This window comes from Amycolatopsis sp. NPDC114484 (assembly GCF_055633755.1).
The window spans coordinates 1-18107 of sequence record NZ_JBVKDQ010000033.1 but is presented as its reverse complement, the minus strand read 5'-3'; the positions used below and the strand labels follow the sequence as shown (position 1 = coordinate 18107).

At 69.6% G+C, this 18107-nt stretch carries 12 protein-coding genes; 9 read left to right on the top strand and 3 right to left on the bottom strand.

What is annotated here, in order from left to right:
* Positions 1-23: 23 nt before the first annotated feature.
* Together ACZ7SW_RS41690 and ACZ7SW_RS41685 are read right to left on the bottom strand one after the other, a co-directional pair.
* Positions 24-3719, bottom strand: a complete 3696-nt coding sequence (locus ACZ7SW_RS41690) for a multifunctional oxoglutarate decarboxylase/oxoglutarate dehydrogenase thiamine pyrophosphate-binding subunit/dihydrolipoyllysine-residue succinyltransferase subunit (RefSeq protein WP_470235886.1) — start codon at positions 3717-3719, stop codon at positions 24-26.
* A 255-nt stretch (positions 3720-3974) separates the two neighbouring features.
* A complete protein-coding gene (locus ACZ7SW_RS41685) occupies positions 3975-5489 on the bottom strand; it encodes an FAD-dependent monooxygenase (RefSeq protein ID WP_470235885.1) in 1515 nt (504 codons plus the stop codon).
* A gap of 254 nt (positions 5490-5743) precedes the next feature.
* Here ACZ7SW_RS41685 and ACZ7SW_RS41680 point away from each other — a divergent pair, with 254 nt between their 5' ends.
* From ACZ7SW_RS41680 to ACZ7SW_RS41645, 8 genes are all read left to right on the top strand, one after another.
* Positions 5744-6766: a methyltransferase gene (locus ACZ7SW_RS41680; RefSeq protein ID WP_470235884.1), complete on the top strand. Its 1023-nt coding sequence runs from the start codon at positions 5744-5746 to the stop codon at positions 6764-6766.
* The gene (locus ACZ7SW_RS41675) at positions 6763-8325 is read left to right on the top strand and encodes an FAD-dependent oxidoreductase (RefSeq protein ID WP_470235883.1); all 1563 of its coding nucleotides are present in this window, start codon (positions 6763-6765) and stop codon (positions 8323-8325) included. The genes ACZ7SW_RS41680 and ACZ7SW_RS41675 overlap by 4 nt, the downstream gene beginning before the upstream one ends.
* A gap of 84 nt (positions 8326-8409) precedes the next feature.
* Positions 8410-9165, top strand: coding sequence for an SDR family NAD(P)-dependent oxidoreductase (locus tag ACZ7SW_RS41670; RefSeq protein ID WP_470235882.1), 756 nt, complete (start codon positions 8410-8412; stop codon positions 9163-9165).
* Between the two features lie 123 nt (positions 9166-9288).
* Positions 9289-11379 (top strand): AfsR/SARP family transcriptional regulator, encoded by a 2091-nt coding sequence (locus tag ACZ7SW_RS41665; protein ID WP_470235881.1) that lies wholly within the window; start codon positions 9289-9291, stop codon positions 11377-11379.
* A 224-nt stretch (positions 11380-11603) separates the two neighbouring features.
* Positions 11604-12857: a beta-ketoacyl-[acyl-carrier-protein] synthase family protein gene (locus ACZ7SW_RS41660; protein WP_470235935.1), complete on the top strand. Its 1254-nt coding sequence runs from the start codon at positions 11604-11606 to the stop codon at positions 12855-12857.
* A complete protein-coding gene (locus ACZ7SW_RS41655; protein ID WP_470235880.1) occupies positions 12854-14059 on the top strand; it encodes a ketosynthase chain-length factor in 1206 nt (401 codons plus the stop codon). Before ACZ7SW_RS41660 ends, ACZ7SW_RS41655 begins: the two co-directional genes overlap by 4 nt.
* Before the next feature lie 99 nt (positions 14060-14158).
* Positions 14159-14416 carry an acyl carrier protein gene (locus tag ACZ7SW_RS41650; protein ID WP_067576102.1) on the top strand — a complete coding sequence of 86 codons (258 nt, stop codon included), beginning with the start codon at positions 14159-14161 and terminating at the stop codon, positions 14414-14416.
* Between the two features lie 35 nt (positions 14417-14451).
* Positions 14452-15981, top strand: a complete 1530-nt coding sequence (locus ACZ7SW_RS41645; protein ID WP_470235879.1) for an MFS transporter — start codon at positions 14452-14454, stop codon at positions 15979-15981.
* A 34-nt stretch (positions 15982-16015) separates the two neighbouring features.
* On the opposite strand, the gene ACZ7SW_RS41640 is transcribed toward ACZ7SW_RS41645, so the two are convergent.
* Positions 16016-17038, bottom strand: a complete 1023-nt coding sequence (locus tag ACZ7SW_RS41640; RefSeq protein ID WP_470235878.1) for a methyltransferase — start codon at positions 17036-17038, stop codon at positions 16016-16018.
* 168 nt (positions 17039-17206) lie between these two features.
* On the opposite strand from ACZ7SW_RS41640, the gene ACZ7SW_RS41635 reads away from it, so the two are divergent.
* Positions 17207-17965 carry an SDR family NAD(P)-dependent oxidoreductase gene (locus tag ACZ7SW_RS41635; protein WP_470235877.1) on the top strand — a complete coding sequence of 253 codons (759 nt, stop codon included), beginning with the start codon at positions 17207-17209 and terminating at the stop codon, positions 17963-17965.
* The last annotated feature ends 142 nt before the right edge of the window (positions 17966-18107 follow it).

The window sequence follows — 18107 nt, the reverse complement described above, 5'->3', positions numbered from 1 at the left end:
GACGGCCTTCGGACGAACCGAGATCAGTCGAACGCCTTGGCGATCAACGCCTTCTGCTCGACCTCGTGCACCTTGGACGAACCCGCCGACGGGGCGGCCATCGGGCGGCGCGCCACCACGTCGAGTCCGCCGAAGAACTCCGGGAACTTCCGCGGCAGGTTGAGGCCGAAGAACGGCCACGCGCCCTGGTTTTCCGGCTCCTCCTGGACCCAGGCGATCTGACTCGCGTTCGTGTAGCGCTCCACCGCCGCCAGCAGCTTCTTCTTCGGCAGCGGGTAGTACTGCTCGATCCGCACGATCGCGACGTCGTCCGCGCCGCGCTTCTCGCGCTCGGCCACCAGCTCCCAGTAGAGCTTGCCCGAGGTGAGCAGCACCTTGCGGACCTTCGCCGGGTCCGTGTGGACGTCGTCGATGACCGACATGAACCGGCTCTGGCCGGTGACGTCCTCGACCGCCGACGTCGCCGCCTTGTTGCGCAGCATCGACTTCGGGGTGAAGACGATCAGCGGACGCTGGATGCCGTCGAGGGCGTGGCGGCGCAGCAGGTGGAAGTAGTTCGCCGGGGTGGAGGGCACCGCGACGGTCATCGACGCCTCCGCGCACAGCGACAGGAACCGCTCGATCCGGCCGGACGTGTGGTCCGGGCCCTGGCCCTCGTGACCGTGCGGCAGCAGCAGCACGACGTCCGAGCGTTGGCCCCACTTGGCCTCGCCGGAGGAGATGTACTCGTCGATCACGGTCTGCGCGCCGTTGACGAAGTCGCCGAACTGCGCTTCCCACATCACCAGCGCCTCGGAGTTCGCCACCGAGTAGCCGTACTCGAAGCCGACGGCCGCGTACTCCGACAGCGCCGAGTCGTAGATCATCACGCGGCCCTGGCCGTCGGCGAGGTGCTGCAGCGGCGAGTACTCCTGGCCGTTCTTGCGGTCGATGAACACCGAGTGCCGCTGGGTGAAGGTGCCGCGCCGGGAGTCCTGGCCGGACAGCCGCACGAGACGGCCTTCCAGCGCCAGCGACCCGAACGCGAGCAGTTCGCCGAACGCCCAGTCGATGCCGCCTTCGCGGGACATCTTGTGGCGGCGCTCCATGACCGGCTTGACGCGCGGGTGCGGGGTGAAGCCCTCGGGCAGGTTGACGAACGCGTCGCCGATCTGCTCGACGACCTCGCGCGACACGGCGGTGGTGACCTTCGCCGGGATCTGCTGCTCGCCCTCGACCGACGGGCTCGCCTTCGCCGGGTGCTTCTCCAGTTCGCGCACCTCGTTGAAGACGTGCTCGAGCTGGCTGGAGAAGTCGCGCAGCGCGGCCTCGGCCTCTTCGACGGAGATGTCGCCCCGGCCGATCAGCGATTCGGTGTAGATCTTCCGGACCGAACGCTTCGTGTCGATGATGTCGTACATCGCCGGCTGCGTCATCGAGGGGTCGTCGCCCTCGTTGTGGCCGCGGCGGCGGTAGCAGATCAGGTCGATCACGACGTCCTTGTGGAACGCCTGGCGGTAGTCGACCGCCAGCTTCGCGACCCAGTGCGCGGCTTCGGGGTCGTCGCCGTTCACGTGGAAGACCGGCGCGCCGATCATCTTCGCGACGTCGGTCGCGTACTGGCTGGACCGCGAGTGCTCCGGCGCGGTGGTGAAGCCGACCTGGTTGTTGACGACGATGTGCACGGTGCCGCCGGTGCGGTAGCCGCGCAGCAGCGCCAGGTTCAGGGTCTCGGCCACGACGCCCTGGCCCGCGAAGGCCGCGTCGCCGTGCATCAGGACCGGCAGCACGGTGTAGCCCTCGCCGCCCTTGTCGAGGACGTCCTGCTTGGCGCGGACGATGCCCTCGAGCACCGGGTCGACGGTCTCCAGGTGCGACGGGTTGGACGCCAGCGACACCCGGGTCTCGCCGTCGCCGAACATCCGGAAGTACTTGCCCTCGGCCCCGAGGTGGTACTTCACGTCGCCGGAGCCGTGCGCCTGTCCCGGGTCGAGGTTGCCCTCGAACTCCTGGAAGATCTGGCTGATCGGCTTGCCGACGATGTTCGCCAGCACGTTCAGCCTGCCGCGGTGCGGCATGCCGATGACGACCTCGTCCAGTTCCGCCTCGGCGGCCTTGTCGAGCACCGTGTCCAGCAGCGGGACCAGGGTCTCGCCGCCTTCCAGGGAGAACCGCCGCTGGCCGACGTACTTGGTCTGCAGGAAGGTCTCGAACGCCTCGGCGGCGTTGAGCTTCGACAGGATGTACTTCTGCGCGGACGGCTCCGGCTTGCTGTGCCGGACCTCGACGCGCTCCTGGATCCAGCGCCGCTCCTCGGGGTCGAGGATGTGCGTGTACTCCACGCCGACCGTGCGGCAGTAGGAGTCGCGCAGCACGCCGAGGATGTCGCGCAGCTTCATCCGCTCGCTGCTGGAGAAGTCGCCGACCGCGAACTCGCGGTCCAGGTCCCACAGGGTCAGGCCGTGGCTGAGCACGTCCAGGTCGTGGTGGCTGCGCTGGCGGTAGTTCAGCGGGTCGGTGTCGGCCATCAGGTGGCCGCGCATCCGGAACGCCTCGATCAGTTCCATGACGCGCGCGGTCTTGTCGACCGGGCCGTCCGGGATGTCGGCGACCCAGCGGATCGGCTCGTACGGCAGCCGCAGGCTGGTGAAGACGTCGTCGTAGAAGCCGTCCTCGCCGAGCAGCAGCTCGTGGATCCGCTTCAGGAACTCGCCGGACTCCGCGCCCTGGATGATGCGGTGGTCGTAGGTCGAGGTCAGCGTCATGATCTTGCTGACCGCGAGGTCGACCAGGGTCTTCTCGCTGGTGCCCTCGAACGACGCCGGGTACTGCATCGCGCCGACGCCGATGATCGCGCCCTGGCCCGCCTGCAGCCGCGGCACCGAGTGGTTCGTGCCGATGCCGCCCGGGTTGGTGAGCGAGATGGTGGTGCCCGCGAAGTCGTCCGCGGTGAGCTTGTTCGTGCGGGCCTTCTTGACGATCTCCTCGTAGGCCTGCCAGAACTGCATGAAGGTCATGTTCTCGGTGGCCTTGATGGAGGCCACGACGAGAGTGCGGGAGTCGTCCTTGCCCTTCATGTCGATGGCGAGCCCGAAGTTCACGTGCTCCGGCGTGATCGCGAACGGCTTCCCGTCGATCAGCTGGTAGTGCCGGTTCATGTTCGGGAAGTCCTTCAGCGCCCGCACCATGGCGTAGCCGATGAGGTGCGTGAAGGAGATCTTGCCGCCGCGCGTGCGCTTGAGGTGGTTGTTGATGACGATGCGGTTGTCCGCCATCAGCTTCGCCGGGACCGCGCGCACGCTGGTCGCGGTGGGCACGGAAAGCGAGGCGTCCATGTTCTTGGCGATCGCGGCCGCGGCGCCGCGCAGCTGCTTGGACTCCGGCTCGGCGTCCTTCGCCGGCGCGGACTTGGCGGGCGCGGAAGCCGCCGGCTTCGCGGCCGGGGCGGGCTTGGCCGCCGGGGCCTTCGCGGCCGGAGCCGCGGGGGCGGGCGCGGCCTTGGCGGCCGGGGCCGCCGGGGCCTTCGCGGCGGGGGCGGCGGGCTTGGCGGCGGGGGCGGCCTTGGCTTCCCCGTTCCCCTCGGCCTGGGTGCCGTTGCCGCCCGGAGTGGGCTTGTAGTCGGCGAAGAAATCGTGCCAGGCGGCGTCTACCGACTGGGGGTCCGCGAGAAACCGCTCGTACATTTCTTCGACGAGCCACTCATTGGCACCGAACTGCGATGCGGGACTGCTGCTGGCCACGGCTGGCTCTCGCCTCTATCCATTCTCGATCCGATATCACAAGCATCTGCTGACCGCCAGGCTAGTCCCCTGCCGGTGGCCCGAAACACGCCACCTGGACGCTCGTGAGACAGGTCATTGTCTGGATCGGTTGAGAGGCCCAGCCTGACAGACAGCAGGGACCACCGTACGCGTCGCAAGGGCCGAATGCCGTCACCTCGGCAGGTTTGAGGTGATCTCAGACACAACAGTCACAGCTCCTGCGACGCGGCCCGGTCAGCCCGCCGCGGCGGGAAGGGAGCGGACCGGCGCTGGTCCGAACCACGCGCGCAGGGCCTCGCGCAGGTCGGCAGGGTCGGTGTCCGGGCTCTCGGCGAGCCAGGCGACGTGCCCGTCCGGACGGAGCAGGAACGCGGCGGGGACCTCGCTGGTGCACGGCGTGCCCGCGACGAGGTCGATCCGGTCCAGCCACGGCGCGGCGGTGCGGGCCACCGCGGGGCCGTCGGTGAGGTCGACCAGCACGCCGCGGCCGGAGTGCAGCAGCTTCATCGTGGTCGTCGCGTTGCCGTCGACGAGGATCGACCACTCCGGCACCCGCGTCCCGGCCAGCGGGTGGTCCGAGGAGGGCTGGGTCGGGTACCGCACGTCGAGCGCGGTGATCATCTCCGCGAGGTAGCGGTTGACCTCGTCGAACTCCATCAGCGTGCCGAACAGCTCGCGCAGCGGGCCGATCTCCGGACGCGGGTCCATCAGCGCGAGCTGGGCCTGGGTGTTGAAGCAGACGCGCGCGCCGACCGGATGGCGTTCGTCGTGGTAGGTGTCGAGCAGGGAGTCCGGGCTGCCGTTGACGACCGCGGCGAGCTTCCAGCCGAGGTTCACCACGTCCTGGATGCCGGTGTTGAGGCCCTGTCCGCCCGCCGGGAAGTGCACGTGCGCGGCGTCGCCGGCGAGCATGACCCGGCCCTTGCGGTACTGCGCGGCCTGCCGGGTCGCGTCGCCGAAGCGCGAGAGCCACACCGGGTCGCGCATCGGGAGTTCCTGGTCGGTGACCCGCTTGACCGAGGCGGCGAGTTCTTCCAGTTCGACCGGGTCGTCGCGGTGCGCGGTCGGCGGGCGGAACTCGACCGACACGACGCGGTAGAGGTCGCCGCCGAGCGGCACCGTGCCGAACACGCCGCCCTGGCACCGGGCCAGGTGCGGACCGTCGGGCACCTGGTCGAGGTGGACGTCGGCGAGCATCGCGTCGATGTTGGAGGCGGTGCCGGGGAAGTCGATGCCGGCCAGTTTGCGGACCAGGCTGCTGCCGCCGTCGCAGCCGACGAGGTAGCGGGAGCGGATCCGGTACTCGCCGTCCGGGCCGGTCACGGTGGCGACCACCGCGTCGGCCCCGTTCTCCAGTTCGGTCAGCCGGTGGCCGCGGCGGATCTCGACGTCCAGTTCCCGAGCGCGGTCTTCGAGGATCGCCTCGGTGCGCGACTGCGGGACCATCAGCGCGTAGGTGTGGCGTCCGTTGAGCTTGCTGAGATCGAGCAGCCGCATGCCGGCGAAGTGGCCCTTCGGCCACACCGGCGCGCCCTCGCTGAAGCGGGGCAGCAGGCCGCGCTGGTCGAGCACCTCGACGGTGCGCGAGTGCAGGCCGAGCGCACGGGACTGCCCGCTCGGTTCGGGAAGCCGCTCCAGCACCAGCACCCGCCCCGGCCGCAGCCCGAGTTCGCTCGCCAGCATCAGGCCGACCGGGCCGCCGCCCACGATCACTACGTCGTACTCGACATCCATCCCGGTGCTCCCCATGTGTCCGTCCCTGTCGTCAGTCCGGTCAAGCCTGGAGTACCGCGCGGGTTCGCGGCCATACGCGCTGTGCTGGGGATTCAGCACTCGCCGAGCGGTCTTGGACGCCGCGTGAGCGGGCCCGAGGCGGGCGTCGGCGGAGGTCGAGAGCGTGTTGAGGGGCCTTCGAGATCCGGCCGGAAGCATCGCCGCACACGAGGATTTCCGCGGCTGTGCTGCCCGCGGACCACCAGAACGGAAGGCAGGTACGACCCGGGATGACTGCCCACACCACCGTGGACGCGCAGGCGATCGCCCGCCTCAACATGCTGTTCACCCAGTCGAAGATCCTGCACAGCGCGGTCGAGCTGGGCGTGTTCGAACTGCTGGCTTCCGCGCCGCGGACGCTCGAGGAGATCCGGCGGGAACTCGGGCTGCACGAACGGTTCACCGGCGACTTCCTGCACGCGCTGGCCGCGCTCGGCCTGCTGGAACGCGACGGCGAGAAGTTCGGCAACGCCCCGGCGGCCGCGGAGGTGCTGGTGCCGGGCGCGCCCGGCGGCGGGTACCTCGGCGCGCGGGTCCGCACGACCGCTCAGCGGCACTACGCGATGTGGGGCAAGTTGTCCGAGGCGCTGCGCGACGGCGAGCCGAAGGCGGACATCGGCGGGCACGGCGCTTTCGCCAAGCTGTACGAGGATCCGGTGCGCGCCAAGGCTTTCCTGGTGCACATGGACGCGAACAACGCGTTGGTCGCGCCGCAGCTGGCCGAGCACGTGGACTGGTCTTCCTACAAGAGCTTCGTCGACGTCGGCGGCGCTCGGGGCAACGTCGCGGCACAGTTGTGCCTCGCGCACCCGCATCTGCACGGCGGGGTGTTCGAGCTGCCGCCGATCGAACCGCACTTCGACGAACTGATGGCGGAACTCGGCGTCGCGGACCGGGTCACGTTCCACGCCGGCGACTTCTTCGAGACGCCGCTGCCGGAGACCGACGTGGTCGTGTTCGGCCACGTGCTGCACGACTGGGACCCCGAGCGCCGGGTGGAACTGTTGAAGCGGGCCAAAAACGCGGTGCCGAGCGGGGGCGCGGTCGTGGTGTACGACCAGATCCTCGACGACGAGAACCCGGATCTGCGCAGCCTGATCGGCAGCATCAACGTCGGCCTGATCACCGACGGCGGTTCCGAGTACACCGTGCCGCAGCTGCGCGAGTGGCTGGACGAAGCCGGGCTGGAGTTCCGCGCCGCCACGACCCTGCCGCGAGGCAACGACACCGTTGTGGTCGCGGTGAAACCGTGAGCGAACAGCGGCCACAGGCGCTGGTGGTCGGCGCCGGACCGGTCGGGCTGACCGCGGCGCACGAACTGGCCCGGCGCGGCGTGCGGGTGCGGATCGTGGACCGGGCGTCCGGTCCGGCGGTCACGAGCCGGGCGCTCGCGACGCATCCGCGTTCGCTGGAGATCTACGACCAGATGGGCGTGCTCGACGACCTGCTGCCGCGCGGGCAGCAGGTGCGCGCGTTCACGATTCACATGCGCGGCAAGCGAATGGTCGGTCTCCGGGCGGACTACTCGCGGCTGCCGACTCGGCTGCCGTTCACGTTGATGGTCGACCAGGTCATCACCGAGGAGGTGCTGCGGACCGCGCTGGCGAAACAGGGCGTCGAGGTCGAATGGGGCGTCGGGCTGGCCGATTTCACCGACACCGGGGGCGGCGTCCAGGTCCGGCTCGAACGCGACGGTAACGTCGAGGAGACCTCGGCGGACTGGCTGGTCGGCTGCGACGGCGGGCACAGCGCGGTGCGCAAGAAGCTGGGGCTGAAGCTCGAAGGCGATTCGTCGGAGACCTGGCTGATCGCCGACGCGCAGGCGGACACCGCGTTGCCGCGCGACAGCATCCATCTGATCCGGACCCCGGGCGGTTCGGTGATGATGGTGCCGTTCCCGGACGAGGGCAAGTGGCGGTTGCTCGACACCCGGGACGTCGAGTACTCCGGCTCCGGCGACGACGCGGCGGTAGCGCGGCGGTTCTCGGAGAAGGTGTCCGCGGCGACCGGCGTGCCGACCGTGGTTTCGCCGCCGACGTGGGTTTCGGTGTTCTCCATCCAGCAGCGGATGGTGCCGACGATGCGGTCCGGCCGCTGTCTGGTCGCCGGAGACGCCGCGCACGTGCACAGCCCGGCGTCCGGCCAGGGCATGAACACCGGCGTGCAGGACGCGTACAACCTCGCGTGGAAGCTGGCGACGGTTCTCGACGGGCACGCCGACGAGGAACTGCTCGACAGCTACTCGCGCGAGCGGGTGCCGGTGGGCGCGGAGCTGCTGCGCACCACGAAGAAGGCGACTTTCCTGGTACAGCTGAAAAATCCGTACGTCGCCGCGGTACTGCCGGTGGCGTTCGGCGTGATGCGCAACGTTTCGGCGCTGCGCGGCAAGCTCGAACGCAAGATCATGGGCGGGATGTCCGCGCTGGGCCTGTCCTATGACGACGGTTCCGCCGAGGCCGGACCGGGACCGCGACCGGGCGAACGGCTGTCGGTCGTCGCCGGTGCGGAGGCGGAAACCCCGGCGTGGCAGGCGTTGCTGGCGCAGTTGCGCGAGCCGGGCTGGACGTTGGTGCTCGGCCCGGAGGCGGCGCGCGACGACCTGCCGTCCCTGGACGGCTGGCTGGTGCCGCAGGTGGCGGGCCCGGGCGGCGACCTGCCGGACGCCGACGGCGCGTTGCGGCGGGCGCTCGGCCTCGCGGAGACCGGCTGGATCCTGGCGCGCCCGGACGGTTACGTGGCCGGTCGCGGCGACGTGACGTCCGCCGCCGCCGTTCGGGCCGTGCTGCGGCACGCGCACATTTGCTGTCCGTGAGGGGAACCCTGAGGGAATCAGATTCCCTGAGGGTTCCCCTCACGGACGGGAAGATCCGGGCTGAAGCGAATCCAAGGAGCGAAAGTGGATCTGGGGCTGACCGGCAAGGTCGTGCTGGTGACTGGCGGCAGCGGCGGGATCGGGGCCGAACTCGCGCGCACGTTCGCCGCGGAAGGGGCCAAGGTCGCGGTGACCTACCGGGCCAACCGCGAGGCGGCCGAAGAGGTCGCGCGCGAGTGCGGCCCGGACCGCGGCCTGGCGGTGCACTACGACCTGGCCGATCTGGCCAGTGTGGACGCCGCGGTCGAACGCGTGCGGGGGCACTGGGGATCGGTAGACGTGCTGGTCGCGAATGCGATCAGTCCCGGCGCGCTGCGCAAGCCGGGGAAATTGTTCGAGGAACTACCTACGGAGGATTGCGTTTCGTTCCTCAATGTGAATATCGCGCCGGTCCTGCACACGGTGGCGAAGGTACTGCCCGGGATGCGCGAGAAGAAATGGGGACGGATCGCATTTATTTCCTCGCGCGCGGCGACCGCGGGCAAGCCGGGCCGCGAGGCCTATGGTGCGGTTAAGTCCGCATTGCACGGTTTCGCCACGAGTCTCGCCTGGGACGTCGGCCGCGACGGAGTGCTGGTCAACACCATTCTTCCTGGCCTGACCGTCACTCCTCGTGTTGCGGAGCAGGTTCCGCCCGAGATGCTGGAGCGCGAGCGAGCCATCACCCCCAGTGGCCGATTGAGCTGTCCGGGTGATGTCGCACAACTGGCAGTGTTCCTGTGTTCGGCCGCCAACGGCAATACGAACGGGCAGTTCGCAGAAGTATCAGGTGGACGTTAAGTTTTTCCCGGCCGGGATCAAGAACCCGTTTCTCTGCTAGCGTCGCTGGCGTCTCGCTGGGGGAAAGCGAAGCACGCCAGGCCACTGCCTGACGTGTTCTTTCGGCAGGTATCTGGGGGTCGGATGCAGATCGCAATATTGGGACCGCTGGCCGTGCGCGCGGACGGAGTGGGCAAGACGCCGTCCGCGCCCAAGCTCCGTACGGTGCTGGCCATGCTCGCGCTGAACGCCAACCGGGCGGTGCACTTCGAGCAGTTCGTCGAGGAGTTGTGGGAGAACAACCCCCCGGCGAGCGCGGCCACGACGTTGCAGACCTACGTTTACCAGCTGCGCAAATCGTTGCGGCTGGCCGGTTCCGCCGAGGAGGGCGCGACAGTACTGCTGACCCGCCCGCACGGCTACGAACTGCAGGTCCCGCGAGCGGACGTGGTCGACGCGGTGCGCTTCTCGGCGCTGCTCGACCAGGCTCGCGACCGGCACGACGCGGGCGATCTCGAGGCCTGCGCCGAACTGGCCAGACAGGCGCTCGCGCTGTGGCGCGGAGCGGCGCTTTCCGATCTTCCGCTCGGCCCGACCCTCTCCGCGCGGGCGACCCAGCTGGAGGAGAGCCGCAAGGCCGCGCTCGACCTGCGGTTCGAGGCCGAGCTGGCGCTGGGAAGGCACCGTCGCGTGGTGGACGAACTGGCCGGCGTGGTCAAGGCGAATCCGACGCACGAGGCGTACTCGGCGAAGCTGATGGTCGCGCTCTACCGCTGCGGCCGCCGGGTCGAGGCGCTCGACGTCTACCACCGGGTGCGCAGCGATTTCATCGCGCAGCTGGGCATCGAGCCGTCGGCGACGCTGCGTTCGGTGCACCAGCAGATCCTGGTGGACGATCCCGCGCTGACCCTTCCGGCCCCGCGCGCCGGCAGTGTGAGTGAAGCCACAACTGGTCTAGACAACGGACTAATCAACCAGAACGGGCAAAGCGAGCGCGCTGCGGAAGCCATCGTCCGGAGTATCGACGACAACGGCACCGTGACTGAGAGCAGTGTCGTGGAAGTGGTTTCCGTCGTGCGCGCGGATGCGGAGGGTGATCTGGTCCCGCTGCGCCCCGCGGCGGCGGAGATGTCCGGGCCGAATCACCTGCCGTCCGACGTGACCGATTTCGTCGGCCGGGAAGAGGAGATCCGCGAGCTGGTGCGGCGGTGTTCCGCGGCCCGCACCAAGCTCACCGGAGGCAGCGCCGTCGTCGAGATCACCGGCGGGCCGGGCGCGGGCAAGACCTCGCTGCTCGTGCACGTCGCGCACCAGGTCCGCGCGACGTTCCCGGACGGGCAGATCTTCGCGTCGCTGACCCCGGTGCACCGCGGCGAGGAGACGATGGCCGACGTGCTCGCCGGCTGCCTGCGCGCGTGCGGCGTTCCGCTCTCGGCCACGCCGTCGATGTCCGAGCTGGTCAACGTCTACCGCGCCTACACCTCGACCCGGCGGCTGCTGGTCGTCGTGGACGACGCCGCCCGGCCGGCCGAGGTTGATCTGTTGCGCCCCAGCGGTTCTGGCAGCTTGCTGCTGGTCGCGAGCAGACGGCGGCTGTACTTGCGCGGCGTGGTCGCGCCGGTGAACCTGCCGCCGCTGACGGTCAACGAGTCGTTGGAGCTGCTCGGCCAGTTCATCGGGCGGCGGCGGATGCTGGAGGACCTCGACTGCGCCAGTGCGCTGGTGCGGATGTGCGGCAGGCTGCCGCTGGCGGTCGCGGCGGTCGGCGGGTATCTCGCCTACCGGCCGGCCTGGTCGCTGCGCCGGATGCACGACCGGCTGTCCCGCGATCCCGGTGCGGTGCTTCGGTTGCCGTGTGGGGAGGGCACGGTCGACGCGAGCGTCCGGGCCAGTTACCGGACGTTGTGCGGACCGGCGCAGGAGGCGTTCCGGCGGCTGGCGAGCGTCGACGAGTTCACCGTGCCGGACGCGGTCAAGCTGCTGGGCCGGTCGGGCGAACTGGTTCGCGAAGTGCTCGAGGATCTCGAATCCGCCGGGCTGGCCGAGGAAATCGGCGAACGCGGCGGATCGGGCCCGCACCGGTACCGCGATGCCGAGTCCAATGTAGACGTTCTGCGGCCGTCCACCTCGGACGCGGTCTATTGCGTTCCCCGGCTCCCGTCGTTCGCGGGCCGTTGGCTGGCAAGGGAAGCCGAGCCCGCCGCGCGCGAGGCCGCGGCGGCCGCCACCGGCTGAGAACGGGACGGGGTCGAGCCGCTCTCGCTCCCGGTCGAATCCGGCTGGAGCGCGTTCGACCCCGCTTCGATCCGTCTTGGACACCCCGGGCCCAGACTCGAAACCAGCGACGTCGGGCGCTCGGAGCGCGAAGGGCAGGTGCAGACGGAGTGAGTACGAGTGCAGGGCACCCCGGGGCAGCGGGAGTGCCGGCGCGGCACGGCGGCGGAGGTCCGCGCCGGGCGGTGATCACCGGGATAGGTGTTGTGGCGCCGGGGAAACCGGGGCGGGAACCGTTCTGGGACATGGTGTCGGGCGGGCGGACCGCCACCCGGCCGGTGTCGTTCTTCGACGCCTCCCAGTTCCGCTCGCGGATCGCGGCCGAATGCGATTTCGACCCGGAGGCCGCCGGGCTCGGCCCGCAGCAGGTGCGGCGGATGGACCGGGTCGCGCAGTTCGCGGTGGTGTGCACGCGGGAGGCGCTGGCCGACGCGGGGCTCGCACCGTCCGATGTGGACCCGTACCGGACCGGGGTGTCGATCGGCAGCGCGGTCGGGGCCACGATGAGCCTCGAACGCGAGTACGTCGTGGTGAGCGACGGCGGACGGAAGTGGGAGGTCGACGCCGAATACGCGGTACCGCATCTGTTCGACCAGTTCGTGCCGAGTTCGATGGCCAGGGAAGTGGCCTGGGAAGCGGGCGCGGAGGGTTCGGTGCAGGTCATTTCGACCGGCTGCACGTCCGGATTGGACTCGGTGGGACACGCGCGGGACCTGATCGCCGAAGGCAGTGCGGACATCGTGCTCGCCGGTGGTTCGGACGCGCCGATCTCCCCGATCACCGTGGCGTGCTTCGACGCGATCAAGGCGACTTCGCCGCGCAATGACGAGGCGGCGACGGCTTCGCGGCCGTTCGACAACACCCGCAACGGGTTCGTGCTCGGCGAGGGTGCTGCGGTGTTCGTGGTGGAGGAACTGGGCCGGGCGCTCGCCCGCGGTGCCCGGATTTACGGCGAGATCGCCGGATTCGCCACGCGGTGCAACGCCTATCACATGACCGGCCTGCGCGCGGACGGCGTCGAAATGACCGAGGCGATCCGCCAGGCGATGGGCCAGGCGCGGGTGACGCCGGAGGCGATCGGCTATGTCAACGCGCACGGCTCGGGCACGAAGCAGAACGACCGGCACGAGACGCAGGCTTTCAAGAACTCGCTGGGAGAACACGCTTATCGCGTTCCGGTGAGCTCGATCAAGTCGATGGTCGGGCATTCGCTCGGCGCGATCGGCTCGATCGAGATCGCCGCCAGCCTGCTCGCCATGCGCGACGGGCTGCTGCCGCCGACGGCCAACCTCACCGAACCGGACCCGGAGCTGGACTTGGACTACATTCCTTTGGTGGCACGAGAAGCCGCGGTGGACACCGTGCTGACGGTGGGCAGCGGGTTCGGCGGTTTCCAGAGTGCCATGGTGCTCACCGCCAACGTCGGCGGTCCGGCATGAACGCGGTGATCACCGGGCTCGGCGTGCTCGCGCCGACCGGCAGCGGCGTCAAGCAGTTCTGGGAAGCCACGCTCGAGGGGGCCAGCGGCATCGGCCCGGTGACCCGGTTCGACGCTTCGGATTACCCGAGCACGCTCGCCGGCGAGGTCGCCGGGTTCAGCGCGAAGGGCATCCTGCCCAGCAGGCTGCTGCCGCAGACCGACCATTCCACTCGAATGTCGCTCGTGGGCGCGGAGTGGGCGCTTGCCGACGCCGGTGTCGATCCGGAGGCGCACGACGGGTTCGATCTCGCGGTGATCACCGCCAGTTCGGCGGGCGGCTACGAGTTCGGGCAGCGCGAACTGCAGAACATGTGGAGCAAGGGCGGCAAGTACGTCAGCGCGTACCAGTCGTTCGCCTGGTTCTACGCGGTCAACACCGGGCAGATCTCCATCCGGCACGGCATGCGCGGGCCGGGCGCGGTGGTGGTGTCCGAACAGGCCGGTGGGCTCGACGCGATCGGAAAGGCCCGCCGCGCGGTGCGTTCCGGGACCGCGGTCGCGCTGACCGGCGGTATCGACAGCGCGCTGTGCCCGTGGGGCTGGGCGGCGATGCTGACGTCCGGCCGGCTCAGCAGGAGCAGCGAACCGGCGACGGCGTATCTGCCGTTCGACCAGTCCGCCGCCGGGTATGTGCCCGGCGAGGGCGGGGCGGTGCTCGTGCTGGAGCCCGCGGAGTCCACGCGGGACCGGCAGCCGCCGTATGCCGAGATTGCCGGGTATGCGTCCACTTTCGACCCGAAACCGGGCAGTGGGCGTCCGCCGGGACTGCGCCGGGCGATCGAACTCGCACTGACGGACGCGGGTATTTCGGCCGCCGACGTCGACGTCGTTTTTGCCGACGCGGCCGGGGATCCGGCGCTCGACCGCGAGGAAGCCGAAGCGATCAGCGCGGTGTTCGGCGAACGCGGTGTCCCGGTCACCGCGCCAAAGGCCGGAGTCGGCCGGCTGTCCGCGGGCGGTGCCGCGCTGGACGTCGCGTGTGCGGCGCTGGCGATCCGGCACGGCGTGGTGCCGCCGACGCCGAACGTCTCGGATCCGGTGCCGGAGCACGGGATCGACCTGGTCACCGGTGCCGCGCGGGAAACGCCGGTGCGGGCCGCGGTCGTCCTCGCCCGCGGCATCGGCGGGCACAACGCCGCGCTGGTACTGCGCGGAGTGTGAGGGACACGTTTTCAAGATCACCCGAACGGCCGAACCGCAAAGCCTTGTCCAGCAAGAAGAACCACCGACGGCCGCATTCGCGCGGCAGGAGGAGCGATCATGCGCGAGCTGACCTACGAAGATCTGATGGAGATCATCCGCCGCTGCGCCGGAGAGAGCGACGAAATGGCACAAACCGCCGACGCGCGCGACATTCCGTTCGCCGAATTGGGCTATGACTCGCTCGCACTGATGGAGACCGCGAGTATGCTCCAGCGCGACTACGGGGTCGAGCTGCCGGACGAGACGGTGGTCGACATCGACACGCCGCGCGCTCTGGTCGAGCTGGTGAACAGCAGGCTCGGTTCCGCGGTGTAAGGGGAAATCCGCCAAAGCCTTCCTAAGGAGGACAGGTGTCCGAGCCTGCCCTGAACCCGCGCCGCTGGGCGATCCTCGCGGTGCTGCTGACGTCCTTTTTGCTCACCGTGCTGGACGCGACGATCGTGACGGTCGCCTTCCGCGCGCTCGCCGATCCAGTGGGCGGGCTCGGCGCGTCCGCGGGCGAACTGCAGTGGGTGGTCAACGGGTTCACGCTCGTGTACGCCGGTTTGCTGCTGGCGTGGGGCGTGCTGGGGGACCGGCTCGGGCACCGGAAGGTGCTCCTGATCGGGCTCGTGGTGTTCGGCGTCTCCAGTGTGCTGGCGGCGTTCGCGCACTCGCCGGGCGAACTGGTGCTGTGGCGCGTCGTGATGGGCGCGGGCGGCGCGGCGATCCCGCCGACGACGCTCGCGACCATCTCGCACGTGTTCGGCGACAAGGAACGCCCGCGCGCCATCGGGTACTGGGTGTCCGCCGCCGGCATCGCGGCCGTCATCGCCCCGGTGCTCGGCGGCGTGCTCATCCAGTTCGCTTGGTGGGGCTCGATTTTCCTGGTGAACGGCCCGATCGTGATCGCCGCGATCGTGCTGACCGTGCTGATGGTCCCGGAATCCACCTCGACCGCGCGCAAGCTCGACCTGCCCGGCGTGGTGCTTTCGGTCGCGTGGAGCACCGCGCTGGTGTACGGCATCATCCAGGCGGGCAACCTCGCCACGCTCGCCGATCCGCGGGTGTACGTGCCGCTGGTGCTCGGCGTGGTGCTGCTGGTCGTGTTCATCCTGGTGGAGCTGCGGTCCGCGGCCCCCGCGCTGGACCTGCGGCTGGTGTCCGATCGCCGGGTGGCCGGCGCGACCAGCGCGGTGACGCTGGCGTTCTTCGTGAACTTCGGCGTCCCGTTCTTCCTGATCTTCTACCTGCAGAGCGTGCTCGGCGTGAGCCCGCTGATGACCGGCCTGGCGATTCTCCCGCTGGCGCTCGCCCTGGCGGTGTTCTCGCCGCGCTCGGCGGCACTGTCGGCGAAGTTCGGCGCCAAGAACGTGCTCGTCGGTGGCTTGCTGCTGCTGGCCGTCGGCGTGGCGATTTTCGCGCTGCTGGACCAGAACAGCCCGCTGTGGCCGGTGTTCGTCGCCGACTTCCTGGTCGGCCTGGCGATGGCCAACGTGATGCCGCCCGCGACCACCACGATCATGTCGGCGGTGCCGCGCGAGCGCGCGGGCGTCGGATCGGCGCTGACGAACATGGGCCGCAGCATCGGCGGGGCGATCGGCATCGCGGTGCTGGGTTCGCTGCTGACTGTCGTGTACCGCAACGGGGTTGAGCCCGCGCTGTCGGTGCTGCCCGCGCAGTCCCGCGTCGCGGCTGGCGATTCGATCGAGGCGACGAAGGCCGCCGCGGCGACGCTCGGCGGTAACCAGGGTGCCGACTTGTTCGCGGCGGGCGCGGACGCGTTCTCTGTCGCGATGCGAGCGACGGCCCTCGCCGCTGCCGGTGCCGCGGTGCTGGCAGCGATTGTGGTGCTCGTGGTGGTGCCGGCCCGGGAACGGCGGACGGCTGAGGTTTCCTGACACGTTCCCGGGCCTCGGCGATTAGCTTCGACGGTTAGCTTCGGCGGGTGGCGGAGATCAGCGAGAACTCCTGCGGCAGCGGAGTGATCGCGTCCAGCGCGAACCCGGCTTCTTCAAGGAGCCGGGTCACTTCCGCGCTGGACCGGATCCCGCCCCCGCCGAAGAGCACGTACATCAAGGTGTCGTGAGACAGCAGCAGCGCGTTGTCCACGCCCGGCCCGGACACTCGCTCCACCAGCAGCAGCCGCGCCCCCGGAGCGGCCGCTGCCGCACAGTTCGCCAGGATCCGGGCGCAGTCCACGTCCGGCCAGTTCACCAGCACCCGGGCGAGCAGATAGACGTCGCCGCCTGCGGGAACGGACTCCAGGAAGTCCCCGGACTCCACGTCGCAGCGCTCGGCGACGCCGGCTTCCGCGATGGCCTTTTTCGCGGCCTCAGCGGACTGTTCGGCGTCGTAAACAGTTCCGTGCAGCTGCTGGTGCGCGGCGAGCAGCCGGACCGCCAGCTCGCCACTGCCGCCGCCGACGTCGACAAATCGCTTGTGCGCGCCGAAGTCGTAGGCGCCCGGGACCGCGTCGAACAACGCCGTGTTGCCCGCCATCGCGCGGTCGAACAGTTTTCCCCGCTCGGGGTTTGCGGAGAGGTACTCGAAGAAGCTAGACTGAAATGCGCCTTCGAAAGCATTTTGTCCGGTTCGCACGGCGGAGGCGATATCAGTCCAGGCGCGATGGAATTCGGAGCCGGCGATGAGCGTGTACGGCCGCAGCGAGTCTTCCCGGTCGCTGCGCAACAGCTCGCCGAGCCCGGTCAGCCCGAATGAGCCGGCTTCCTCGCGGAACACCCCCAGTGCGACGAGGTACTGCAGGAACCGTTGGGTGGCAACAGGATCGGTGCCGGAGTCGGCGGCCACCTGCGCGGCCGTACGGGGTCCGTCGGCCAACTGATCGGGCCAGCCAAGCTCGGCGGCCGCGTAGACGGCGCGGGCTTTCCAATCGCCGATGATGAGGTTCATCAGCTCCATCTGCGGCGTTTTCGCGCGCGCGAGGTCGTCGGACATCCGGGTGTCTCCTCAGCCGAGTTCGGGTAGTCGTCCGATGCTCGCTGCCGCGGTTCAAAGGGTTCTCGAAGATCTCTGAAGGCGGTGTCGCGGCAACGGTTTCAGCCGATACATTGGCAGAAACGGCGACCCGGGGAAGCCGGGAGCCTCGAAACCGAGGAGCAGCGGGTGGAAGATCAGGTACGCCGCGTCGCGGTGGTGACCGGGGCGGCACGCGGAATCGGCCGCGGGATCGCGGAACGGCTGGCCGCACGAGGCGACCGGGTAGTGATCAACTACCTGACGTCCAAAGAGGCCGCGGAAGAGGCGGTAGAAGCGATCACCGCCGCCGGCGGCGAAGCGATCGCAGTAGGAGCCGACGTCCGCGACGCCGAGGGCGCCCAATCACTGATCACGGCGGCGGTTGAGGCCTACGGCCGCGTGGACGCGCTGGTCTGCAACGCGAACGTCGGTCTCGCGCAGGGCTCGGTGGCGCAGATTCCCTGGGAAACATTCTCGACCAAGGTGAACGACGAGCTGGCAGCAGCCTTCCACCCCACCCGCGCGGTGTGGCCACTGATGGCGGACCAAGGCTACGGCCGAATCGTCTACCTGGCCGCAGAAGCGAGCAAGGGCCCGGTCGGCGCAGACGTAGTCGCACACGCCGCGGCGAAGTCAGCCCTGATCTCCTACGCGAAGTTCGCCGCCCGCGAAGGCGCCCCGCAGGGTGTGGTGGCGAATGTAGTGTCGCCCGGCCTGACCCGCACCGACGCCGTAGGCGAGGCCCCTCCAGACTGGTTCTCCGCCTTCGAAAAGCGCATCCCCGCGGGCCGCGCCGCAGAGCCGCGCGATGTGGCGGCGCTGGTCGCCTTCTTCACCAGCGAGGAAGCAGGCTACATCGCAGGCACCGTGGTCTCAGTCAACGGCGGCTCAGATATGACCCGCTAACGCCGCAAGAGTCTGTGAGGGGAACCCTCACAGACTCTGATTCCCTCAGGGGGTGTTGCGGAACCTGGGTGGTTAGTCGTCGTGGTCTTGGGCTAGGCGGCGTGCTGCTTCGGTTTCGATGGGGCCGCGGGGTTCGATGTGC

What these genes read in the sequence shown, in the direction of transcription:
- ACZ7SW_RS41655 (WP_470235880.1), top strand. Translation starts at nt 12,854, where the DNA reads ATGAACGCGGTGATCACCGGGCTCGGCGTGCTCGCGCCGACCGGCAGC.
- ACZ7SW_RS41640 (WP_470235878.1), bottom strand. Translation starts at nt 17,038, where the DNA reads ATGTCCGACGACCTCGCGCGCGCGAAAACGCCGCAGATGGAGCTGATG.
- ACZ7SW_RS41665 (WP_470235881.1), top strand. Translation starts at nt 9,289, where the DNA reads ATGCAGATCGCAATATTGGGACCGCTGGCCGTGCGCGCGGACGGAGTG.
- ACZ7SW_RS41650 (WP_067576102.1), top strand. Translation starts at nt 14,159, where the DNA reads ATGCGCGAGCTGACCTACGAAGATCTGATGGAGATCATCCGCCGCTGC.
- ACZ7SW_RS41680 (WP_470235884.1), top strand. Translation starts at nt 5,744, where the DNA reads ATGACTGCCCACACCACCGTGGACGCGCAGGCGATCGCCCGCCTCAAC.
- ACZ7SW_RS41685 (WP_470235885.1), bottom strand. Translation starts at nt 5,489, where the DNA reads ATGGGGAGCACCGGGATGGATGTCGAGTACGACGTAGTGATCGTGGGC.